20 protein-coding genes are annotated in these 22,798 nt (G+C 73.1%); 8 read left to right on the forward strand and 12 right to left on the reverse strand.

Annotated features, from left to right (window positions below; genetic code table 11):
* Window positions 1-3: 3 nt before the first annotated feature.
* The 5 genes from atzF to FL583_RS16465 all read right to left on the reverse strand — a co-directional run bounded on the left by atzF (window position 4) and on the right by FL583_RS16465 (window position 7,468).
* The gene (gene atzF / locus FL583_RS16445; protein ID WP_142705533.1) at window positions 4-1,674 is read right to left on the reverse strand and encodes an allophanate hydrolase; all 1,671 of its coding nucleotides are present in this window, start codon (window positions 1,672-1,674) and stop codon (window positions 4-6) included.
* On the reverse strand, window positions 1,671-5,207 hold the full coding sequence (uca, locus tag FL583_RS16450) for an urea carboxylase (RefSeq protein ID WP_142705534.1): 3,537 nt from the start codon (window positions 5,205-5,207) through the stop codon (window positions 1,671-1,673). The genes atzF and uca overlap by 4 nt, the downstream gene beginning before the upstream one ends.
* Window positions 5,204-5,830, reverse strand: a complete 627-nt coding sequence (locus FL583_RS16455; RefSeq protein WP_142705535.1) for an urea amidolyase associated protein UAAP2 — start codon at window positions 5,828-5,830, stop codon at window positions 5,204-5,206. Before FL583_RS16455 ends, uca begins: the two co-directional genes overlap by 4 nt.
* The gene (locus FL583_RS16460; protein WP_142705536.1) at window positions 5,827-6,648 is read right to left on the reverse strand and encodes an urea amidolyase associated protein UAAP1; all 822 of its coding nucleotides are present in this window, start codon (window positions 6,646-6,648) and stop codon (window positions 5,827-5,829) included. Before FL583_RS16460 ends, FL583_RS16455 begins: the two co-directional genes overlap by 4 nt.
* A 151-nt stretch (window positions 6,649-6,799) precedes the next feature.
* Complete coding sequence (locus FL583_RS16465) at window positions 6,800-7,468, reverse strand: TetR/AcrR family transcriptional regulator (protein WP_142705537.1); 669 nt, start codon at window positions 7,466-7,468, stop codon at window positions 6,800-6,802.
* A gap of 130 nt (window positions 7,469-7,598) precedes the next feature.
* On the opposite strand from FL583_RS16465, the gene FL583_RS16470 reads away from it, so the two are divergent.
* Window positions 7,599-9,149, forward strand: a complete 1,551-nt coding sequence (locus FL583_RS16470) for an APC family permease (RefSeq protein ID WP_205752185.1) — start codon at window positions 7,599-7,601, stop codon at window positions 9,147-9,149.
* Here FL583_RS16470 and FL583_RS16475 read toward each other — a convergent pair.
* On the reverse strand, window positions 9,146-9,523 hold the full coding sequence (locus FL583_RS16475) for a peptidoglycan-binding domain-containing protein (protein WP_142705539.1): 378 nt from the start codon (window positions 9,521-9,523) through the stop codon (window positions 9,146-9,148). The two genes, FL583_RS16470 and FL583_RS16475, sit on opposite strands and share 4 nt — an antisense overlap.
* An 87-nt stretch (window positions 9,524-9,610) precedes the next feature.
* Window positions 9,611-10,165 (reverse strand): dihydrofolate reductase family protein, encoded by a 555-nt coding sequence (locus tag FL583_RS16480; protein WP_142705540.1) that lies wholly within the window; start codon window positions 10,163-10,165, stop codon window positions 9,611-9,613.
* A 72-nt stretch (window positions 10,166-10,237) separates the two neighbouring features.
* On the opposite strand from FL583_RS16480, the gene FL583_RS16485 reads away from it, so the two are divergent.
* The gene (locus FL583_RS16485; RefSeq protein ID WP_142705541.1) at window positions 10,238-11,146 is read left to right on the forward strand and encodes a sigma-70 family RNA polymerase sigma factor; all 909 of its coding nucleotides are present in this window, start codon (window positions 10,238-10,240) and stop codon (window positions 11,144-11,146) included.
* A gap of 817 nt (window positions 11,147-11,963) precedes the next feature.
* On the opposite strand, the gene FL583_RS16490 is transcribed toward FL583_RS16485, so the two are convergent.
* Window positions 11,964-12,398, reverse strand: coding sequence for a YbhB/YbcL family Raf kinase inhibitor-like protein (locus FL583_RS16490; RefSeq protein ID WP_142705612.1), 435 nt, complete (start codon window positions 12,396-12,398; stop codon window positions 11,964-11,966).
* A gap of 141 nt (window positions 12,399-12,539) precedes the next feature.
* Between FL583_RS16490 and FL583_RS16495 the strand changes: the two genes are divergently transcribed.
* The gene (locus FL583_RS16495) at window positions 12,540-13,163 is read left to right on the forward strand and encodes a GntR family transcriptional regulator (protein ID WP_142705542.1); all 624 of its coding nucleotides are present in this window, start codon (window positions 12,540-12,542) and stop codon (window positions 13,161-13,163) included.
* Between the two features lie 31 nt (window positions 13,164-13,194).
* On the opposite strand, the gene FL583_RS16500 is transcribed toward FL583_RS16495, so the two are convergent.
* The 3 genes from FL583_RS16500 to FL583_RS16510 are packed head-to-tail and all read right to left on the reverse strand — an operon-like array spanning window position 13,195 to window position 16,638.
* A complete protein-coding gene (locus FL583_RS16500; RefSeq protein ID WP_205752186.1) occupies window positions 13,195-13,878 on the reverse strand; it encodes a response regulator in 684 nt (227 codons plus the stop codon).
* Complete coding sequence (locus FL583_RS16505) at window positions 13,875-15,944, reverse strand: sensor histidine kinase (RefSeq protein WP_142705543.1); 2,070 nt, start codon at window positions 15,942-15,944, stop codon at window positions 13,875-13,877. Before FL583_RS16505 ends, FL583_RS16500 begins: the two co-directional genes overlap by 4 nt.
* Window positions 15,945-15,978: 34 nt before the next feature.
* Complete coding sequence (locus FL583_RS16510; protein WP_142705544.1) at window positions 15,979-16,638, reverse strand: hypothetical protein; 660 nt, start codon at window positions 16,636-16,638, stop codon at window positions 15,979-15,981.
* Window positions 16,639-16,774: 136 nt separating this feature from the next.
* On the opposite strand from FL583_RS16510, the gene FL583_RS16515 reads away from it, so the two are divergent.
* The 5 genes from FL583_RS16515 to FL583_RS16535 all read left to right on the forward strand — a co-directional run bounded on the left by FL583_RS16515 (window position 16,775) and on the right by FL583_RS16535 (window position 21,317).
* Window positions 16,775-17,656 (forward strand): LysR family transcriptional regulator, encoded by an 882-nt coding sequence (locus FL583_RS16515; protein ID WP_170323681.1) that lies wholly within the window; start codon window positions 16,775-16,777, stop codon window positions 17,654-17,656.
* Between the two features lie 67 nt (window positions 17,657-17,723).
* Window positions 17,724-18,209: an MBL fold metallo-hydrolase gene (locus FL583_RS16520; protein WP_205752187.1), complete on the forward strand. Its 486-nt coding sequence runs from the start codon at window positions 17,724-17,726 to the stop codon at window positions 18,207-18,209.
* Window positions 18,210-18,419: 210 nt separating this feature from the next.
* Entirely contained in the window at window positions 18,420-19,709 is a 1,290-nt protein-coding gene (locus tag FL583_RS16525) for an ABC transporter substrate-binding protein (RefSeq protein ID WP_205752188.1), read from the forward strand.
* Entirely contained in the window at window positions 19,706-20,524 is an 819-nt protein-coding gene (locus tag FL583_RS16530) for a carbohydrate ABC transporter permease (protein ID WP_142705546.1), read from the forward strand. Before FL583_RS16525 ends, FL583_RS16530 begins: the two co-directional genes overlap by 4 nt.
* Window positions 20,517-21,317 carry a carbohydrate ABC transporter permease gene (locus tag FL583_RS16535; RefSeq protein WP_142705547.1) on the forward strand — a complete coding sequence of 267 codons (801 nt, stop codon included), beginning with the start codon at window positions 20,517-20,519 and terminating at the stop codon, window positions 21,315-21,317. Before FL583_RS16530 ends, FL583_RS16535 begins: the two co-directional genes overlap by 8 nt.
* A 3-nt stretch (window positions 21,318-21,320) precedes the next feature.
* Here the strand turns inward: FL583_RS16535 and FL583_RS16540 are convergent, their stop codons facing one another.
* A complete protein-coding gene (locus tag FL583_RS16540; protein WP_142705548.1) occupies window positions 21,321-22,631 on the reverse strand; it encodes a citrate synthase in 1,311 nt (436 codons plus the stop codon).
* Window positions 22,632-22,798: the final 167 nt, after the last annotated feature.

Genomic DNA, 22,798 nt, shown 5'->3' on the forward strand with positions numbered 1-22,798 from the left:
CGGTCAGCCGGGGGAGAGCGCCGGGTCGACCGTCCTCGCGGCCAGAGCGGACGGCCAGGACCCGTGCGCGGTGATGTCCTCGGCGGTCTCCGTCGCGATCGCCTCGGTGAGGAAGCCGCGGACGGTCCGGCCGTCGGCCAGCGTCACCGTGCCGATCGTCATCGGCCGGGGGAGCCCGGCGACGAACGCGCCGAAGCCGGACGCCGAGAGCCGCCAGACCTCGCCGGCGATCGACGCGCCACCGGCCGCGCGGAGCAGGCCGGGCTTCGGGGGGACCGTGTCCAGCGCGTAGAGCCGGTAGTCGGGGGTGGTCTCGGCCCGGCCGACGCACGAGCCGCCGGCCGCGACCAGCTCGTGGTTCAGCGGATGACCCGACAGGTGGGCGCCCACGACGAACAGCTCCACCGGCGGGTCGGCCAGCAGCTGCGCGAGCGACGCCAGCGTGCGGTCGCTGAACGCCGGTCCGGTGAGCATGACGCCGAACGGCAGCCCGTCTACCACGCCGGCCGGGACGGCCAGCGAGGCCAGGTCCAGCAGGTTCGCGAAGTTCGTGTAGCGGCCCATCCGGGCGTTCGCGCCGACCGGGTCCTCGGCGACCTGGGCCAGCGTCGGGTGCCAGGTCGTGGTCGGGGTCAGCAGCGCGGTGGTGCCGGCCAGGGCGGCCCGGCCGGCCGCGCCCAGTTCGTCCAGGCGCTGCTGGTCGCGGAAGACGTCGGCGGCGGTGAAGCGGGTGCCGCCGAGGATGATGCCGGCGACGGTCGGGTCGAGGTCGGTGCCGATGAGGTGTTGGTGGGCGGTGATGTGGTCGCCGACTCCGGCGGTCCGTTCGGCGACGAACGCGCCCTCGTAGAGCAGCGCGGCCGCCCGCAGGAGCGGGGTGACGTCCACCTCGACGATCTCGACGCCGGCGGCCCGGAACCGGCCGACGACGTCCGCGAACGCCGAGGCCCACCCGTCGGCCAGCCCCTCGAGATGCTCGGCGGTCGGGATCGCGAGCCGATGAACTCCCTCGACGGACGACGGCGGGGAGTCCGGGCGGGCCAGCGGGTCCAGGCCGTCCGGGCCGCTGAGCAGCTCGATCGTCCGCCGGGCCAGGCGCAGGTCCCGGGCGAACACCGTGACGCAGTCCAGGCTCCGGCAGGCCGGGACGACCCCGGTCGTCGGGATCAGGCCCTTCGTGGGCTTCACGCCGACCAGCCCGTTCAGCGCGGCCGGCACCCGGCCGCTGCCCGCGGTGTCGGTGCCCAGCGCCAGGTCGACCAGCCCCAGTGCGACGGCCACCGCCGACCCCGAGCTCGATCCGCCGGAGATCCGGGAGGCGTCGAACGCGTTGCGCACCGCCCCGTACGGGCTGCGGGTGCCGACCAGACCGGTCGCGAACTGGTCGAGGTTCGTCACGCCGAGGATCAGCGCCCCGGCCGCCCGCAGCCGCGCGACCGCGGTCGCGTCCACCGCCGGGGTGTAGGCGTAGGACGGCGCGGCCGCGGTGGTCGGCAGCCCGGCGACGTCGATGTTGCCCTTGACCGCGGCGAGCAACCCGGCCAGCGGCAGCGACGGATCGATCGTCGCCGCCTCGGCCAGCACCTCGTCCAGCGGACGCAGCGCGATCCACACCTCCGGACGATCGACCTCGGCGATCCGCGCGTACGCGGCCCGGACTCGATCGCCGATCACGCCGCCACCTCCGAGTGCACCCGCACCGCGAACAGCACCTGACCGGCCGACACCGAGTCACCGGGCGTCACGTAGATGTCCACGACCTCACCGTCCGACGGTGCCATCACCGGCGTCTCCATCTTCATCGCCTCCAGCGCCAGGATCCGTTCCCCATCGTGGACGACGTCGCCGGGCCGGGCCGAGACCTGCCAGACCGTCGCGCCGAACGGTGCGGTGACCGCGATCGCCCCCTCCGGAACCGTGACCGGGGCGACCGCCGCCGCCGGAGCCGGTTCCGGCCGCACGTCGAACTCCCCGGACGCGTGCCAGCGCGCCTTCTCGGCCGCGAACGCCTCCGCTTGCCGGGCCCGGAACCCGGCGATGGAGTCCGCGTGAGCGTCCAGAAAGGCCTGGTGGGAAGCGAGGGAGAACGAGCCGTCGGAGGTCTCGAACGAGCCCCGGCCGGCGTCGGTCTCGGCCCGCAGGTCGAGCAGTTCCTCGGCCGTCACCGGATACCACTCGATGCGGTCGAAGAACCGCAGCGCCCAGGGCCGGTCGGTGAACAGGCCGCCGCGCCGGAAGCGGTTCCAGACCTGCACCGTGCGGCCGACGAACTGGTAGCCGCCCGGCCCCTCCATGCCGTAGATGCACAGGTAGGCGCCGCCGATGCCGACCGAGTTCTCGGCCGTCCAGGTGCGGGCCGGGTTGTACTTGGTCGTGACCAGCCGGTGCCGGGGGTCCAGCGGCGTGGCGACCGGCGCGCCCAGGTAGACGTCGCCGAGCCCGAGCACCAGGTACTGCGCGTCGAACACGGTCCGGTACACGTCGTCGACCGAGGACAGGCCGTTGATCCGGCGGATGAACTCGATGTTCCAGGGCGTCCAGGGCGCGTCGTCGCGGACCCCCGCCATGTACCGCTCGATCGCCAGCCGGGTGGCCGGGTCGTCCCAGGACAGCGGCAGGCGCACCCGCCGGGACGGCACGACGAGGTCTTCCGGCAGCCCGTCGTCCAGCTCCTGCAGCAGGCCGGTCAACCGGCTCGCGCGCCCCTCGGTGTGGACCTGGAGCGACCGGATCCCGGGCGTGAGGTCGAGGATCCCTTCCGGCCGGGCCGCCTCCAGCGCGGTCATCAGCGCGTGCACCCGCATCCGGAGGCCGAGGTCGAGGACCTGGTCGCCGTACTCGATCAGCAGGTTGTCGTCGCCGTCGCGCCGGTAGGTGACCGACGGCCGGCCCGGCTGCGCCGGGACCCGCGCCAGAACTCCGTCGTCCCCGTCCCCGGTCGCTCCGACCAGCGTCGGGGCCGCCGCAACCGCTTCGCGGACGCGGACGAAACGGACGGTGTCCCCGGGGCGCAGCTGGCCGACCTTCCACAGCTCCCCGCTGGCGACGACGGCCGGGCAGACGAATCCGCCCAGGCTGGGACCGTCGGGCCCGAGGATGATCGGGGTGTCGCCGGTGAAGTCGATCGCGCCCACCGCGTAGGGCGTGTCGTGGATGTTCGACGGGTGCAGACCGGCCTCGCCGCCGTCGCTGCGGGCCCACTCCGGCCGGGGTCCGAGCAGGCGGACGCCGGTCCGTGCCGAGTTGAGGTGGACCTCGTAGTCGGTGGCGTAGAACGTGTCGAGAGCCGCGCGGGTGAAGAACTCGGGCGCCGCGTGCGGGCCCTCGGTGACGCCGATCCGCCAGGTGTGGGTGTAGTCCGGGGGACGGATCCTGGGTTCGGCCGGTCCGGCCGCCAGCGTGCCGATCCGCAGCACGTCGCCGGCGTTCAGCGCGCGTCCGCCGTGGCCGCCGAAGCCGCCGAGCGTGAACGTCGAGGCGCTGCCCAGGTAGTCCGGGACGTCGATCCCGCCGCGGACGGCGACGGCCAGGCGCAGCCCCGGCCCGGGAGCGGTTCCGATGGCCAGCACCCCTCCGGCGGGCATCGGAACCGGCTCCCACATCGGCACCGGTGCGCCGTCGAGCGTCACCGGGGCCGGCGCGCCGGCGACGCAGACGGTCGTCTCCACCGAGAACCGCAGCGTCGGGCCGGTGGCCGTCACCTCCAGTCCGGGCGCCCCCTCGGGGTTGCCGACGGCCCGGTTCGCGGCCCGCAGCGACACCGGGTCGAACGGCCCCGACGGCGGCACCCCGACCTGCCAATACCCGAGCCGGCCGGGCAGGTCCTGCACGGTGGTGAGCGCGCCGGGCTGGAGCACGTCGATCCGGGGCTCGGGGTCGGCGGTGACGTCCAGGGTGGACGTCGAGTGGGTGGCCGCGCGCAGCGGGGTGCCGTCGGCGAGGGCCCGGAGCAGGCCCAGGTTGGTGACGACCCCGTCGATGCGGGTGCCGCCGAGCGCGCGCGAGAGCCGGTCGAGGGCCGCGTCGCGGTCGGGTCCGGCGGCGACGATCTTCGCGAGCATCGGGTCGTAGTGCGGCGTCACCTCCAGGCCGGTCTCGATCCAGCCGTCGACCCGCACGTCGTCCGGGAACTGTGCCCGCGTGACCAGGCCGGTGGAGGGCGCGTTGTTCTTGTCCGGGTCCTCGGCGTACACCCGGGCCTCCACCGCGACCCCGGCCGGCTCCCACGTCCGCGCGAAGAGCTCGTCCAGCGCGTCGCCCCGGGCCAGGCGCAGCATCGCGTCCACCAGATCGACGCCGTAGGCGAGTTCGGTCACCGGGTGCTCGACCTGCAGCCGGGTGTTGACCTCGAGGAACGAGGCCTCCTCCCGGACCGGGTCGTAGACGAACTCGACGGTCCCGGCCGACCGGTACCGGACGGACGCGGCCAGGGCCGCGGCGCTGTCCGCGATCGACGCGCGGACCGCGTCCGGGAGCGACGGCGCCGGAGCCTCCTCGATCACCTTCTGGTTGCGCCGCTGGAGCGAGCAGTCGCGGTCGCCGATCACCGCGATCCGCCCGGCCCCGTCGCCGAACAGCTGCACCTCGACGTGGCGGGCCGGTCGCACCAGGCGCTCCAGGAACACCCCGGCGCTGCCGAACGCGGCCGCGGCCTGCCGGGCCACCCGGTCGTAGGCCGCGCGCACCTCGGGCAGCGTGGTGCAGGCCTGCATCCCGATCCCGCCGCCACCTCCGGTGGCCTTCACCATGACCGGCAGCCCGATCGTCTCGGCCGCGGCCACGGCCTCCTCGGCCGACGCCAGCAGCCCGGTTCCCGCCATCAGGGGGACGCCCGCCCGCGCGGCCAGTTCGCGGGCGGTGTGTTTGCGGCCGAAGACCTCGATCTGCTCCGGGGTCGGGCCGACGAACGCGAGCCCGGCGTCCTCGCAGGCCCGGGCGAACGAGACGTTCTCGGAGAGGAAGCCGTAGCCGGGGTGGATCGCGGTCGCGCCGGTCGCCGCGGCGGCCTCGAGGATCGCGTCGGTGCGCAGGTAGGAGTCGCGCGCCGGGGCCGGGCCGAGCCGGACCGCACGGTCGGCCTCCCGGACGTGCGGGGCGGCCCGGTCGGCGTCGGAGTAGACCGCGACCGTGCTGAGGCCCAGCGCGTGGGCCGACCGGATGATCCGCCGGGCGATCTCGCCCCGGTTGGCGATCAGCAGCGTGCTCACGGCGCGGTGACGATCATGCGCAGGGGGGTGGGATCGAAGTCGTTGCACGGGTTGTTCATCTGGGGGCAGTTGCTCACCAGCACGAGCACGTCCACGTCGGCCCGGATCGCGACCCGCTTGCCGGGCCCGGAGATCCCGTCGACGATGCCCAGCGTGCCGTCGGCCTCGACCGGAACGTTCATGAACCAGTTCAGGTTCGAGACGACGTCCCGGGCGCCGAGGCCGTGCCGGGCCGCCTCGGCCAGGAAGTTCTCCCGGCAGCCGTGCTGGTGGGCGGTGTGGTGGCCGTACCGGAGCGTGTTCGACTCCTTGCCGCAGGCCCCGCCGATCGTGTCCTGCCGGGCCACCTCGTTGCCGACCACGGTCATCAGCGGGTTGCCGTACTGGCTGCGCAGCACCGTGCCCTCCCGCACGTAGGCGTTGCCCTGCCAGGTCAGCGTGTCCGGGACGCTGTACCGCTCGGTGCGGTCGGCGTCGGCGTAGATCAGGCAGTCGGCGGACTGGTTGCCGCCGACGTCGACGATCGTCAGCACGTGCCCGGCGGCGACGACGGCCGACCACGGGGCGCGGGGCTCGACGTGGTCGTCGCGGACGAGTTCTCCGGGGATGAGCGCGCCGGTCATAGTCCTCGGGCCTCCGCGTAGTCGACCGTGTTCAGGTAGGCCCGGTGCGTCTCCGGGGTGGTGGCGTCGTCCGGGCGGGTCGGCGTCGCTCTCCAGGCGTGCACGCGCAACGGGCCGACCGTGAACGCCGCGCGCGGGTCGAGCGGGTGGGCCGTGTTGGCGATCAGGACGATCAGCGGCAGCTCGGCGAGCAGGTCGACCTCGGCCGGTCCGGCGCTGCCGAGCCAGCGGAAGCTCCCGTCCTCCTCGACCCGGACGCCCTGGAAGAACGAGACGCTCGGCGGGAGGTCCCGCGGGGTCAGGTCGTGCTTGGCCGCGGCCAGCGTGAACAGTGCCCGTCCGGACGGGCTGGGCCCCTCGGGTGCGGCGTCGCCGTACTTCCGCTCGTTCCAGGCGTCGGACGACGTCCCGCAGAACGCGTCGTGCCGGGCGGACGTGTCGGCGACGATCGTGGCCAGCACGCGGCCGTCGCCGGAGAGCAGTGGGTGCCCGGCGCCGAGGTAGGCCTGCCAGGGGATCTTCTGGGTGTCGGCGACGTTGAGCCGTTCCCACGGGGCGACCGCGGAGTGGACGAGGACGTGCGCGCAGGCGTCGCCGGTGACGTCGGTGAGCCGGATCCGGGTGCCGCGGGCCACGACCTTCGACGTGTAGCCGCCCGGCGCGACGGTCTCGGCCCAGGTGAGCGTGGTGGGGTCGATGCCCGGCGGGACGAACGGCGAGGTCGAGGCGGGCAGGTAGGGCATCCAGTCCGCGCTCGTGCCGCCCTGGGCGCGGGCGTCGTCGCGGGCGGCGAACACAGTGGACGTATCGCGGGTCATGCGGCGCCCCCAGGTGATTTCTGTCGACTGACAGAAATCACCCTGCGGTCCGGTCGTTTCGCGGGCGTTTCCCGGTTGCTACGTTCCCGGGCCCGCGGTTGGTGGGTGGGCGCGCGGTTTCGCGGTTCGGCGGGCGCGGGGCGGCGCCGGGTCAGACGGGGGTGGCCGCTGGGGTGAGGGCGGCCAGCAGGGCCGCGCCGTCGGCGGCGGCGTCGGCGGCGGCCGGGCCGGTGAGGCCGGCGATGCCCAGGCAGGTGCGGGCGATCTCGTCGGCCAGGCCGGGCCGCGGTGCCAGCGTGGTCACCATCTCGACGACGTGCAGGCACGCGGAGCCCAGGACGTCGGCCCCGGCCGGGGCGGTGGCTGAGGCGGCTCCGGCCAGCTCCGAGTACGTGGTGAGCAACTGGGCGCGGTGCGCGCGGAACGACGCGAAAGCGGGCGCCGTCCGCACTTCCGGAGCCATGTAGAGCGTGGCCACTCCCAGCGGCCCGGCCTGCAGCGTGCCGACGTCCCGGACCGCCAGCGCGTACAGCGCCCCCGCCGCCGACGGAGCCGCGGCCCGGATCGCGTCGACCAGGTCGAGCGTCGGACGCACCGAGGCCTCGAGCAGCTCCAGCAGGATCTCGTCCTTGCCCGGGAAGTAGTAGTACAGCGAGGCCTGCCGGACGCCGACCCGCTCGGCGATCGCCCGGGTGGACGTCGCCGCGAACCCGGACTCGCCGAACAGCGCCGCGGCCGCGTCGAGGATTTCCTGCCGGGGCGTCCGGCCGGAGTCCTGGGACCCGCGCGCCCGCGGACGCCCGGCGCGGTTGGTACTCACAGGGGGAATGCTGCCACGGGCCCCCGGTCATCGGGATTTAACCGGCCGGGGACGTCGCGTGGAACACACCCGCCCCACGCTCAGGGCCAAATACCTGTCGCCCGACAGAAATCGGCCCGGAGGTGGAGTCGTGAGCACTACCACGACGACGAGAAGCTCGACCGGCTACGAGCAGGAGCTGCACCGGGGAGTCGGCACGTTCGCGTCGTTCGCCGCCGGCTTCTCGTTCGTCTCGATCCTGACCACGGTGTTCCAGCTGTTCGGCCTGGGCTTCCTGCTCGGTGGCGCGTCGTTCTTCTGGGCCTGGCCGGCGGTGTTCGTCGGCCAGTTGTTCGTCGCGCTGTGCTTCGCCGAGCTGGCCGGGCGATGGCCGGTGTCGGGCGCGATCTTCCAGTGGTCGAGCCGGTTGGCCGGTACGTCCTGGGGCTGGTTCACCGGCTGGATCATGATCGTCGGACAGATCCTGACCGTGGCCGTCGCCGCGATCGCGATCCAGGCCGTGCTGCCGGCCATCTGGTCGGGCTTCCAGCTGGTGGGCGGCTCGGACGCCGACCCGTCGATCCTGTCGGAGACCGGCGCGAAGAACGCGGTCGTGCTCGGCATCATCCTGCTGGCGATCACGACGCTGGTGAACATCCTCGGGATCCGGCAGATGGCCGCGACGACCAGCGTCGGCGTCGCGGTCGAGATCGTCGGGGTGGTGATCCTGATCGGAGTGTTGTTCGCGCTGTCCGAGCGTGGCCCGTCGGTGGTGCTGCACACCACCGGCTGGGAGGGGACCGGCAACTACTTCTTCGCCTGGCTGGCGTCGTCGCTGATGGCCGCGTACGTGATGGTCGGGTTCGACTCGGCCGGCGAGCTGGCCGAGGAGACCCACTCGCCGCGCAAGACGACCCCGAAGACGATCATCCGGGCGTTGACCACGTCGGGCCTGGGCGGCGGGCTGCTGATCCTGGGCGCGCTGATGGCCGCGCCGAGCCTCACCGACGGCAACCTGTCGTCGCTCGGCCTGTCGTGGGTGATCACCGAGCGGCTCGGCGACGTGTTCGGCCGCCTGCTGCTGTGCTGCGTCGCGGTCGCGGTCTTCGCCTGCACGCTCGCGGTGCAGACGTCCGGCGCCCGGATGACGTACTCGATGGCCCGCGAGGGCGCGCTGCCGTTCTCGAAGGCGCTGGCCCGGGTCTCACCCCGCACCGGCACGCCGGTGATCACGTCGATCGTGGTCGGCGTGGGCGCGGCCGTGGCGCTCGCGGTCAACGTCAACTCGACGACGATCTTCACCGCGCTCTCCAGCATCTGCATCGCGATGCTCTACATCGCCTATCTCGGCGTCACGCTGCCGCTGCTCGTCGTCCGGATCAAGCACCGGAACACCGACCACTTCCCGGCCGGCCACGACGAGGACGGCAAGCCGCTGTTCTCGATGGGCCGCTTCGGCATCCCGGTGAACGTCGCCGCGGTGATCTACCAGGCGATCATGATCGTCAACCTGATGTGGCCGCGGCCGGAGATCTACGACCTGTCCACCGACGGGAACTGGCTGCTCCAGTACAGCGCGGTGCTGTTCGTCGGGGCGGTCGTCGCGGTGGGAGCCGCCTACTTCGGCTGGAAGCGACTGCACCACCGCATCGACCTGCCGCACATCCCGCACACCCACCTGGTGGCGGAGGACGCCGCCTAGGGCTGGACCCGCAGCGGCGGCCACGACTCCGGGCCGATCTTGCCGTCGACGTCCAGGTCGTAGCCCCAGCCGCTGTTCATGTCGGCCTGGAACCGCCGGGCCGCGGACTGCGAGTTGGGGCCGAAGACGCCGTCGATCGTGCCGGGGTTGTAGCCGTAGTGCTTGAGCAGGCACTGGGCCTCGATCCCGGCCGACGACACCCCGGTCGTCGAGGGCTGCACGGTCGTGCCGGAGTAGTAGCCGGCCTGCCAGTAGCCGAACGTGTTACGCGAGTAGTGGCAGGTGTAGGCGGCCGCGGCCGGGCTCGCGGGCAGCACGGCGATCCCCCCGCCGAGGGCGAGGGTCAGGGCGGCTACAGCGATGCGCTTACGCATGAGGTGTCACTCCAGCTCTGTTCCGCCGCGTCGAGTGACGCGGCGGGACGAGCCTCCGATATCGGTCTTGCGTAAATCTTGCGGGTTTCAGACGGCTCGCTGCAGGACCGTCAGCGTCGTCACGTCGGTCAGTTCGGCGGAGGTGAACCGGAAGTCGGCCGGTTTGCCCTCGGCAAACAGACGGTCGCCGGTCCCGGCGACGGTCGGGAACGTGAGCAGGCGGTACTCGTCGACGAGGTCCGCGGCGGCGAGCGCGTGCACCAGGCTCAGGCTCCCGATCACGACGACGTTCCGGCGCGCGCGTTCGGCGGCGGCCCAGGCGATCGCGTCGCCCTCGATCGCCTCGGAGTTCGACCAGGCGGACGCGTCGATGCCGGTCCGGGTGGCGACGCCTTTGGGGGTGGCGTTCATGACCTTGGCGAAGTCGCTGTCCCGGGACGGCCAGAGCCGGGCGAACGCCTCCCAGGTGCGCCGCCCGTAGAGCTGGACGTCGGTGCGGTCGGCGACGCGGAACTTGTCGTCGCTGACCGGGCCCTGGCCGAACTTGAACGCCCAGCCGCCGTAGCTGGTGCCCTCGAGGCCGGCCGGGTCGGAGGCCACGCCGTCGAGCGTGACGAACGAGACAACGATGATGGCGCCCATCGCGGGCTCCTTTCGGTAGTCGCTGTCCCCACATACCGGCGGCGGACGGGAAACTCATCTACGCTCCGCCGCGTGGATCAGTTCGAGCCCTACCGGGGTGACCTGCTGGCGCACTGCTACCGGATGCTCGGGTCGTTCCACGAGGCCGAAGACCTGGTGCAGGAGACGCTGCTGCGGGCCTGGAAGTCGGCCGACCGGTACGACCCGGCGAAGGCGTCGGTGCGCACGTGGCTGCACCGGATCGCCACCAACGTCTGCCTGACCGCGCTCGAGGGGCGGGCCCGGCGTCCACTCCCGAGCGGGCTCGGGCCGGCCGGCGACGACCCCCAGGTCCCGCTCACCCCGAGCGTCGACGTGCCGTGGTTGCAGCCGTTCCCGGACGTCCGCCTGGGGGACCCGGCCGACGCGGCGGTGCAGCGGGCCGGGCTGCGGCTGGCGCTGGTCGCGGCGCTGCAGGTGCTGCCGGCCAGGCAGCGCGCGGCGCTCGTGCTGCGGGAGGTGCTCCAGTTGCCCGCGGCCGAGGTCGCGGACGCGCTCGACACGTCGGTGGCGTCGGTGAACAGCAGCCTGCAGCGGGCCCGGGCCGCCTTGGCCGCGGCCGGTCCCTCGATCGAGCGGCTGCGCGAGCCGGCCGATCCGGACGAGCGGGCCGTCGTGGAGCGGTACCTGACCGCGTTCGAGGACGCCGACGTCCCGGCGCTGACCCGGCTGCTCGCCGATGACGTGGTGCTGGAGATGCCGCCGGTGGCGCTGTGGCTGCGTGGGCGGGTGCACTTCGGCGAGTTCATGGAGCGGGTGTTCGCGATGCGCGGGAATGGGTGGCGGGCGGTGCCGGTGGGGGCCAATGGGGGGCCGGGGTTCGTGGCGTACGCGCCGGGCGGTGGGGCGCATTCGGTTCAGGTGTTCGAGGTGCGGGGTGGGTTGATCCGGTCGTGCGTGACGTTCGTCGATCCGTCGTTGGTCGGGATGTTCGGGCTGTGAGGTGTTGGCGGCGGAGCTTGCTGCTCTGGGTGAAGATCGGGCGTTGAGCAGCGAACATGATCTCGCCCCCGGCTGGGTAGGGGTCCGACATTGGCGCCGAGGCCGGGAGCTTCTCCTGCGGCGACTTGGCCTCGGTGGCCGCCTCCTCGGCGGCGTATCGGAGCGCGCCGTCCGGCCCAGGGAGCGGCGGAAGCCTGCCGACCCCGCCGCCCGCGGGCAGTATGGACACTGGAGCGACACCCGGTCGAGCTGCCCTCTGCGGCCCAGAGAAACCAACCTCCGGCGGCGGAGACGGGGCGACCGGTCGCGGAGACCGTGACCTCGCCGAAGACGGCCGGGCGAGCGGCGACGCACCTACCCGGCCGAGCCGGCAGGCGCCCGCCCGCCCCGACGGGCAGGCGCCCGCCCGCCCCGACGGGCGGGCTGGCTGGTCGCGGATGACCGCCGGATCGGTCCGCGCATCGCGGCCAACACCCGTGGATCGGCCAGTTCGGCAAAGTCGTACCGCGCGGGTGCCGACCCCCGCACACCTACCGGCGCCGCGACCGGCGCCGCGACCGCCGCGACCGCCGCTGCGGCCGGCGCCGGGGTCGGCGCACGGCAACGGCGGTCACCCGCCGAGATCCCTCCGCAACCGGCGCCAGCACTCGGAGCCACCCGCCGACGCGGCGCCGTCCCGGCTCCGGACATGCCGGGCAGCGCATGCGGCTCGCCTCGGCGGCGAGCAAGCAGTCGCCGGCCGAGGTCGCCGGCGGTGAGCCGGGGCGGCGCGCGGCCGGGCTCACCGGGGAGACCGGCCGCGCGGAGGAGAATCAGGTCAGGCTGGGTTCTCCGCGGTGGCGGTGAGGACCGCTCGGCCGAGGATGTGACCGGCGATCGTGAAGCCGAGCAGCGCCGGGGTGGCGTCGGCCGGGACGCCGATGTGCTCGACGTCCAAGGCGTGCACCACGACGAAGTAGCGGTGCGGCCCGTGCCCGGCCGGCGGCGCGGCCCCGACGAACTGCGCCAGCCGGGCATCGTTCGGCAACTGGTAGGCGCCGGCCGGGAGCGCCGAGCCGGTCTCGTCGCCCGCGCCCTCGGGCAGGGACGTCACCGAGGCCGGCACGTCGGCCACGGCCCAGTGCCAGAACCCGGAGCCGGTCGGCGCGTCCGGGTCGTACATCGTGACCGCGTAGCTCTTCGTGCCGTCCGGGGCTCCGGACCAGCTCAGCTCCGGCGACACGTTGTGCTCGAGCGGGAGCTCGGCGCCCATCGTCGAGCTGGTGACGGTGAAAGTGGCCGCCTCGGGGAGGCGGGCGAAGGGGTCGTTCACGTCGGATCCTTCCAGGGGTGCGATGCGATCGACTGTAACACTAATAATCGATTATCAGCTCCATGGTCTATTGTGAGGACCATGACGCTGTCGGGCCGGGTGTACGCCGCACTGCGGGACGCGATCCTGCTGGGCGACTTCGCCCCCGAGGAGGCACTCAAGCCGCAAGAGCTCGCGCACCGGCACGGCGTCAGCCTCGCGGTGGTGCGCGAGGCCCTCGTCCGGCTGGTCGGGGACGGTCTCGCGGACCGGCTGCCGAATCGCGGCTTCGCGGTCCCGAGCCAGTCCGACCGGCGCTGGCAGGAGATCGCCGAAGCCCGCCGCACGATCGAACCGGCCGCGTTCCGGCTGGCCATCGAGCGGGGCGACCTCGACTGGGAGACGCGGGTCCGCGCGACCCACCACCGGCTGACCCGCACGCCGACGTTCGACGGCGACCGGGTGAGCGTCGAGTGGTCCGACGCCCACCGCGAGTTCCACCGCGCGCTGCTCGAGGGCTGCGGCAACACCGTGCTGCTGGACGCGTTCGACCGGCTCTGGCTGGCCGCCGAGCTGGCCCGGCGCTGGTCGGCCCACGGCAACCCGCGCCGGGACGCCGACGCGGAGCACCGGGCCCTGGAAGAGGCCGCGCTGGCCCGGGACGCCGACACCGCCGCCCGCCTACTGAACCAGCACCTGGCCGCAACTGCCGCCGCCCTGACCTAGGGCCTCTCCGCGATTCGCTGAGAAACGGGGCTCATTCCGAGCCCCACGAGCCCGGAAAGCCGTCGAACTGTGCGCCGGGCCGGGCGCCCAGCCCCGCCTCCCGGGCCCGGACGATCGCGGACGGCCGGTCCGCCACCCGGAGCTTGGCCAGGATCGCCGACACGTTGTTCCGGACCGTCTTCTCGGACAGGCCCAACCGCCGGGCGATGTCCGGATTGGCCCGGCCCTGGGCCAGCAGGTCGAGGACGTCCCGCTCGCGGGCGCTGAGCTCCGGGAACGGGTGCGGCTCCTGCCTGGTCGCGGCGAGCAGGCCGGTCAGCCGGTCGGCGATGCCCGCACCGAACAGCACCTGCCCGGACGCGGCCGCCTTGACCGCGGTGGCGATCTCGTCCGGAGCCGCGCCCTTGAGCAGGTAGCCGCGGGCCCCGGCGCGGAGCGTCGCCAGCAGAGACGTGTCGTCCTCGACCATCGTCAGTACGAGCACGGCGACGCCGGGCATCTCGGCGACGATCCGCCGGGTCGCGTCGACGCCGGTCAGGCCGGGCATCCGCAGGTCCATCAGCAGGACGTCGGGCGCGATCGACCGGCAGAGCTCGACCGCCGCGGCGCCGTCGCTCGCCTCGCCGGCGAACTCGAGGCCGGCGCTGTCCTCGATCAGCCCGCGGAGACCGGCCCGGAACATCGGGTGGTCGTCCGCGACCGCGACCCGGATCACGGCGGCCCGCCGACCGGGAGAACCGCCCGGACGGTCGTCCCGGACGGCTCCCGCCTGCTCAGCGTGAGCGCACCACCCAGCTCGGCCGCCCGCTCCCGCATCGACGTGATCCCGATCCCGGCCCGGTAGCCGTCGGGCAGGCCGGCCCCCTCGTCCTCGACCACCACGTGCAGCGCGCCGTTGAGCTCGAGGCTCACCCGGCAGGTCCGGGCACCCGAGTGGCGGAGCGCGTTCGTCATCGCCTCCAGCGCGATCCGGTAAGCCGCGACCTCGACCGCGGCCGGCAGGTCACCGTCCACCGTGCCCACGACCCGGACGTCGCCCAGCGCCCGGGCGTGCTCGCCGATCGCGGCGACCAGGCCGAGCTCGTCGAGCGCGGGCGGGCGGAGCCCGTAGACCAGCCGTCGCACGTCGTCGACCGCGTCCCGGACCTGGGCCGTGAGCTGCTCGAGCTGCGCGCTCGCGGCGTCCGGATCGGCGGCGACCTTGCCGCGGGCGCGGTGCAGCCCGAGCGCCACCCCGGCCAGCGCCGGGCCCAGGCCGTCGTGCAGGTCGTTGCGCAGCCGGCGGCGCTCCTCCTCGGTGGCGGCGACCAGCCGCTCCCGGGAACGGCTCAGCTCCTCGCCCAGCCGGACCGCGTGGGCCACCGACGCGACCTGCCGGGAGACCTCGGTCAGCAGCTCCCGCTCGGACAGCGTCAGGTGGCGCTCCGGCCCGCTGGTGATCCGCAGCCGCCCGATCGCCTCCCCGGCGAACACGAGCGGCAACTCCAGCACTTCGTCCGCGTCCGAATTCCCGTCCGAATTCCCGTCCGGACTCCCGTCCGAATTCCCGTCCGGACTCCCGTCCGAATTCCCGTCCGGATCCGCGACCGCGGCCGTCGGCCTCCGGCCGGCCTCGGCCACGCGGCGGCCGTGGACCTCGACCGCGACGTGCTGCAGCCGCAGCACGTCGCGCACGACCTGCGCTGCCCCGGACAGCATCTGCGCCGCGTCCGCCGCGCCCGCGAGGCGTTCGCCGAGGCGGCGCAGCGCGCCGCCGGGATCGTCGCGGTACCCGAAGACCAGCCGGTTGACGACGTGCTGGAGCAGCTGCCGCCCGGGCAGCGCCACCAGCACCGCGATCCCGACCGCGAGCGGTCCCGCGGCCGGTTCCGCGACGGTCCCGACGACCGCCGCCACCCCGACGTAGACGAGCACGACGACGATCGTGAGCCCGGCGTAGACGGCGGCCCGCCCGACGACGGTCCGGACGTCGAGCAGCCCGTACCGCCGGATCGCGATCCAGCAGGTGATCGCCACCGCGAGCATCCCGCCCGACTCCAGCGGCGCCGCGTACACGTCGGCGCCGTCCCCGCCGACGCTGACGAAGACGATGCAGGCCCACCAGGCCGCCGCGCAGGCCCAGGCGGCCGGCAGCACCAGCCCGATCGCCGGGTCCCGCCGGGCCCGGTACCGCAGCGTCACCGCGATCGCCGAGAGCGTCGACAGCGGCGCGACCAGGACGATCGCCACCACGAACGCCTCCGCGACCGCCCCGGCCGCGCCGGGCAGCGCGGTCGGATTGGCGTGCCCGGGAAAGTCGATCAGCTCGGTGCCGAACACCGTCCAGATCGTCAGCGAGACCAGCACGCCGACGTCGGCCACCAGCACCGGCCACCACCACCGCGACGGCAGCCGCCCGGTCGGGAACAGCAGCAGCCCGACGGTCGGGATCAGCGCCACCCCGGGCACCCAGGGCCACCCGTCGAGCCACCCGGCCCACGGCGCCCACTGTGCCCACGGTGCGCCGGTCGCGAACCCGGCCGACGCCCACCGGTACGCCCCGGTGGCCAGCGGCAGGCACACGCCGGACGCGAGCAGCACCCACCCGAGGCCGTGCCGGGCCCGCACCGCCGCCGCGCCGACCAGCGCCACCGGCACGAACGTCGCCGCGATCAGCCCACTGGCCACGGTCAGCGGCGTCGGGTGCCAGGCCAGCGTCAGCAGCAGGGCGGCCGCGCCGAACACGGCGCTGCCGCCCACCGCGAGGCGGGCGGCGGCGTTACGCAGATCGAGGGCCCCCACGCCCGCTGATTCTCCGCCGGACGCGGACGCCACGTCAGCGTCCGGACGACGGAACCGCAGCGACGTCCGGCGTGCTGACCAGGCCCGTCCGGTCAGGACGCACCCGGGTCAGCGCCCGGGCGCAGGCCCCGAACGCGGCCAGGAGCAGCAGGTAGCCGACGATCGTCACCGCTTTCACGCCGGCCGCGGTGCCGGCGACCTCGAGGAACGGGTACAGCGCGAGGCAGGCTCCGGCCCACCGGGGAACCTGCCCGGCCCGCCACAGCGCGATGCCCAGCACCAGCAGGCCCAGGACGTGCCCGAGCAGGAACACCGCCGTGCTCGCGGCCACCACCGGAGCCTCGGTGTAGGCCTGGATCGACGCCCCCGGAATCCCGGCCGCGTACATCGCGTCCGGCGCCAGCACGTAGGCGATCCCCAGCACGGTGGTGCCCGCGGTGACCGCCGTCGCGATCCGGCCGAGCCGCGACCCGGCGAAGCTCCCGGCGACCAGCACGGCCGGCACGAAGAACAGGATCAGCAGGTCGAGCCAGGCGGCCGCGTCCATCCGCCCCGGCGCCGCGGCCGCCGCGGCCACGTTGTCGGTCACCGAGCCGCCGCTGTTCACCGGCGTCACGACGAACTGCACCAGCTGGCCGAGCGATCCCAGGGCCAGGTACACCACCCCGGCGACGACGATCCGTCCGCGCTCCATGTCTGTCTCCTCTTCCGTTCGGATGGGGACGAGACTCCGGGCGGGACGTCCCGGTCACCAGACGCAGATGTCCCGGCCCGGCCGGGATTCACCTTCCGTTGGTTCGTGGGGCACACCCACCCGCGAGGCTGGGATCGTGGAATTGCGTCAGGTCTCGTCGTTCCTCGCCCTGGCCGAGGAGCTGCACTTCGGACGGGCGGCCGAGAAGCTGCACCTCTCTCAGCCGTCGCTCAGCCAGCACCTGCAGAAGCTCGAGCGACATGTCGGCGTCCAGCTCGTCGCGCGCAGCTCGCACAGCGTCCGGCTGACCCCGGCCGGGGAGGCGTTCCGGCGGGAGTGCGTGCGGCTGCTCGCGCAGGCCGACCTCGCGGTCGAGGCGGCTCGCTGGGCCGGGTCGGGCGCCACCGGGCACCTCCGGATCAGCTTCAACTACCCGGCCGGCCAGCGGATCCTGGCCCCGACGCTCACGCTGCTGCGCGAGCGCCATCCCGCGGTGCGCACCTCGCTGCTCCCGCGGGGCAGCCTTGCGCAGCTCTCCGAGCTGCGCGAGGGGCGCGTCGACCTCGCGCTGGTGTTCGGCGCCGTCGACGAGGACGGCCTCCAGCAGCGGCCGATCTTCACGCTGCCGGTGGTCGGTATCTGCGCGAGCGACCATCCGCTGGCCACCGGCGCACCGGTCCGCTGGCCCGAGCTGTCGCGGTACCGCTGCCTGCTACCGAGCCGGGCCGTGAGCCCGGCGATGCACGACGCGATCCTCTCGGCGGCCCGGCTGAACGGCATCGACCTCTCCGGCACCGAGGTCTTCGACGACGGCGACGCCGCGGTGGTGCTGGTCGCGAGCCAGCCGCTGGTGATCTTCACGTCCGAGGCCCGGGCCGAGTCGGTGGCCGTGACCGGGCTTTCCACGCTGTCGTTCGTCGACCCGGTCCCGCAGGTCACCGTGCACGCGATCTGGCGTGACGACAATCCCAATCCGGCCGTCTCGCTGTTCCTGGAACTGCTCGACCTCGCGCGATAACGGACGCCGATCGCGCGATCGGCAGATCGTCGTTGCCGCCCCCGGACGGCCGCACCACGGTGAACCCGTGAACCTCACGATCCTCGGCAACCGGGCGGGCATGCCGGCCAACGGCCAGCCCAGCTCCGGTTACCTGGTCACCACCGACGACGCGATGGTGCTGCTCGACTGCGGTCCCGGCGTCGCGACCGCGCTGAGCGCGATCACGACCCCCGATCAGCTCTCCGCGATCGTCGTCAGCCACCTCCACCTCGACCACTGCTACGACGTGCTCCCGCTCGGGAAGTCGCTGCTGGCCCGGGCCTTGCCGTCCCCGGACGTCGAAATACCGAGCGTTCCGCTGTACGTACCGGTCGGGGCCACCGACGTGCTGAGGACGCTCGCGGACCTGTTCCGGATCCCGACGCTGCCGATCCTCGACCGGGCCTTCGACCTCGCGTTCGACGTCCGGGAGTACCGCCCGGGCGACCGGATGACGGTCGCCGACCTCGAGATCAGCCTGACCGGACTCCGGCACAGCGCGCCGAACTGCTGGCCGAGGCCTCGCTGCTGACCCCCGACCGGACGGCCCACGGTCACCTGTGCGCGACCGACGCGGCCCAGGCCGCCCAGACCGCCGGCGCGAAGTCGCTGGTGCTGACCCACTTCCCGACGGCCGACCCGGCCTGGTTGCACGCCCGCTGCGACGAGGCGCGGGCGGTCTTCTCCGGTGACGTCCACCTGGCCCAGCCGGGCCAGACCCTCGCGATCTGAGAGGCTGACCGTGAAGCGCTTGCTCTCGGTTGCGGTGACCGCCTGCCTGCTCGCCACCGTCGGCGCGTGCGGCAACTCCGACGACTCCTCCGACGGTCCGATCACGCTGTCGTTCCTCTCCTACAACTACGGCACTCCGGACGTCGGGGGAGAAGGCACCCAGCAGCTGATCGACGCGTTCGAGAAGTCCCACCCGGACATCACGATCGCCCCCCAGGGCGTCCCGGTCGCGGACACGCTCACCCGGGTCCGGTCGCGCACCGCGGCCGGCGACCCGCCGGACGTCGCCCAGATCGGGTGGAGCAAGGTCGCGGCGGCCTACCGCGGCCTGCCGCTCACCCCCGTACAGGACATTCCGACGGCGGACGAGTGGCGGAGCGCGACCGCGGGCCTGTCCCAGCCGCTCCTCCGAGCGGTCGAGCACGAGGGCAAGGTCGCCGCGATGCCGTACACGTTGTCGACGCCGACGCTGTTCTACAACGCGGACCTGTTCCGGAAGGCCGGGCTCGATCCCGCGAAGCCGCCCGCGACGATCGCCGAGGCACAGCGCGCCGGCCTGGCCCTCGTCCGGATCGGGGCGTCCGGGGTCTACTTCGACATCGCCGGGGCGTCCAAGTCGGATTTTCTGACGCAATCGGTGGTCGCCGCCAACGGCGGGAGCGTGGCGACGCCCGACGGACGCGTGACGTTCGACCAGCCGGCCGCGGTCGAGGCGCTGACCGCGGTGCAGCAACTCACGACGTCGGGGGCGCAGCCAGCGGTGGCCGAGGCGGACGCGATCGCCGCATTCAAGGCCGGGAAGCTCGGCGCGCTCGTGACCAGCACCGCGCTGCTGGCCGGCCTCGAAGAGGCGGCGAACGGCCACTTCGAGCTACGGACCGGCGGAATGCCGGGGTTCGCCGGCAAGCCGGTCCGGACGACGTTCTCCGGCGCGGGCCTGGTCGTGCTGGCGAAGGACGACGCGCACAAACAGGCCGCCTGGGAGTTCATCAAGTTCCTGACCAGCGCCGAGGGCTACACGATCATCACGTCGAAGATCGGCTATCTGCCGCTGCGCCCGGACCTGGTGAAGGATCCGAGGTACCTGGGCCCGTACTTCGCGAAGGACCCGCGGATCGGGCCGGCGCTCGATCAGCTCGAGACCGTCCGCCCGTACACGTTCTTCGACGGACCGCAGGCCGACCGGGCCGTGGCCACGCTGCAGGACGACGCGGTCGCGCCGATCGTGCTGCGGGGCGCCGACCCGGCGAGCACGCTGGCCGAGGTCGCGGCCCAGGTGCGATCGATGACCGGCCGGTGAGAGACCGGCTGTACCTGGTCCCGTTCGGCGCGGCGATGCTGATCTGGGTCTACGGGCCACTGGTCGCGACCGTCGTGATCTCGTTCCTGACCTGGGACCTGTCGTCGGGGCCGCAGGAGTTCGCAGGGGCGGCGAACTACCGGGCCCTGCTCGGGGACGCCGACTTCGGCACCGCGGCCGGCCAGACCGTGCTGTACGCGGCCGGTCTCCTGGTGACCTCGATCGTGCTGCCGCTGTATCTGGCCGTCGCCCTGTGGCGGCGGCCGGGCCGGGCGGCGTTCGTCTACCGGTGCCTGCTGTTCGTGCCGATGGTGCTGGCGCCGGTGGCGACCGCGATCTCCTGGCAGTTCGTGCTGAACCCGCTGGTCGGGATCCTGGGCTTCCGGAACTGGCTGGGCGATCCGTCGACTGCGCTGGCGACGATCGTCGTGATCACCTCCGGCAAGCTGATCGCGCTGAACACGCTGCTGCTCAGCGCGGCGCTGACGTCCGTGGACGGCGACACGGTGGAGGCGGCCCGGATCGACGGGGCGTCGGAGGGGCGGATCACCCGGCGGATCGTCGTGCCGCAGGTGGGGCGGACGCTGGTGCTGCTCGGGATGCTCACCGTGGTGTACGCGGGGCAGTGGTCGTTCACGAACATCGCGGTGCTGACCCAGGGCGGGCCGTCGCACTCGACCGACAACGTCTACTACCGGCTGTACACGTACGGGTTTCAGTACTTCGACCTGGGTGGGGCGTCGGCCGGGTCGGTGCTGGTGGTCTGCGCGCTGGCCATTCCGCTCGCGGTCGGGGCGGTGGTACGCCGTGGGTAGGAGAGCGGCCTGGCACGCCGCGCTGATCGCGGCGAGCGTCGTGCTGCTCGGGCCAGTGGTCCTGGCCGTGCTGGCCTCGTTCAAGACCCCGTCGTCGCTGTTCGAGGCGAACCCGCTGCCGGTGCACCCGACGCTGGGCAACTACACCGCCGCGGTCGCGCGGTTCCCGCTCGGCCGGCTGCTGGTGAACACGGCCGTGACGTCGGCCGGGGTGATGCTGGCCCAGCTCGTCGTGGCCGTGCCGGCGGCGTACGGGGTGGTCCGTTTCTCCGGGCGCGCCGGCCGGCTCGTCCTCGCGGCGGGGTCGCTCTCGGTCGTCGTGCCGGTGCAGGCGTACCTCGTGCCCCAGTTCCTGATGGTCTCGGAGCTGGGGTGGCAGAACACGTTCGCCGGGATGATCGTGCCGCAGCTCTCCGGCGCCGGAATCGCGCTGCTGCTCCTGCACCAGCACCTGCGGGCGATTCCCCCGTCGCTCGGGGAGGCGGCCGCGCTCGACGGGGCGAGCAGCCTGCAGACGCTCTGGTACGTGGTGCTGCCCCTGCTGCGGCCGACGCTCGTCGCGGTCGGGATCCTGGTGTTCATCACGACGTGGAACGAGTACCTGTGGCCGTTGCTGAGCGCGCCGGGGCTCGGCACCGTGCAGACCGGGCTGGCGCTGTTCGGGAACACCGAGGGGGCGAACCCCGGGCCGTTGCTGGCCGCGGCGACGCTCGCCACGCTGCCGGTGCTGGCCGGGTACGTGGTGGCGGCCCGGCGTGTCACGAACGCGTTCATGCACGCCGGGCTGCACTGACGGCTAGCGCTTCTCCAGCGGGAGGTACTCGCGCTCGGTCGCGCCCGTGTAGACCTGCCGGGGACGGCCGATCTTCGTCGCCGGGTCGTTGATCATCTCGCGCCACTGGGCGATCCAGCCCGGCAGCCGCCCGAGCGCGAACAGCACGGTGAACATGCGCGTCGGGAAGCCCATCGCCTTGTAGATGAGCCCGGTGTAGAAGTCGACGTTCGGGTACAGCTTGCGCTCGACGAAGTAGTCGTCGGAGAGCGCGATCTCCTCCAGCTGCATCGCGATGTCGAGCAGCGGGTCGGCCCGGTGCATCTGCTCCAGCACGTCCCGGGCGGCGTTCTTGACGATCGCCGCCCGCGGGTCGTAGTTGCGGTACACGCGGTGGCCGAAGCCCATCAGGCGGGTGCCGGCCGACTTGTCCTTGACCGCCCGGACGAACGCGTTGACGTCGCCGCCGTCGGCGTTGATGCGGTTGAGCATCGTCAGCACGGCCTCGTTGGCGCCGCCGTGCAGCGGGCCGAACAGCGCGTTGACGCCGGCCGACACCGACGCGAACAAGTTCGCCTGGCTCGAACCGACCAGCCGCACGGTCGACGTGGAGCAGTTCTGCTCGTGGTCGGCGTGCAGGACGAACAGCATGTCGAGGACCTTCGCCTGGACCGGGTCGATCTCGTACGGGGTCGTCGGCAGGCCGAACGTCATCCGGAGGAAGTTCTCGACGTACGAGAGCGAGTTGTCCGGGTAGAGCGTCGGGTGGCCGATCGAATTCTTGTACGAGTGCGCGGCGATCGTGGGCAGCTTCGCGAGCAGCCGGACCGTCGAGATCTCGACCTGATCCTGGTCGAACGGGTCCAGCGCGTCCTGGTAGAACGTCGAGAGCGCGCTGACGCCGGACGAGAGCACGGCCATCGGGTGCGCGTCCCGGGGGAACCCGTCGAAGAAGCGGCGCATCTCCTCGCGGATGAGCGTGTGCTCCTTGATCGAGTCGGTGAACTCGTTCAGCTCGGCCTCGGCCGGCAGCTCGCCGTGAATGAGCAGGTACGCGACCTCGAGGAACGAGGACTTCTCGGCCAGCTGCTCGATCGGGTACCCGCGGTAGCGCAGGATGCCGGCGTCGCCGTCGATGTACGTGATCGCGGACGTGCAGGACGCGGTGTTCACGAACCCGGTGTCGAGGGTGACCTTGCCGGTCTTCGAGAGGAGCTTGCCGATGTCGAGGCCATCGGCGCCCTCGGAGGCCTCGCGCACGTCCAGGGGAAGGCGGTCCTCGCCGAACTCCAGCGTGTATGCGGGCTCGGGCTGCGGCGATCGAGCGTCCGTCATGGGTCCTCCCGGAAGATGGTGTCGAGCGGGCCGGCGCCGAACACCGGACTAATCGACGATCGGTGTCCAGAGTTGCAGGTCGGGGGCGGACCGGGCCATATCCGGGTGCTCAGGTGTGATCGGCGCCGCATTCGGGAACTCGCGGCGGTCTACTGTGGTCGGTCAAG

The sequence above is a fragment of the Cryptosporangium phraense genome (assembly GCF_006912135.1).
In the GTDB taxonomy this organism is placed as follows: domain Bacteria; phylum Actinomycetota; class Actinomycetes; order Mycobacteriales; family Cryptosporangiaceae; genus Cryptosporangium; species Cryptosporangium phraense.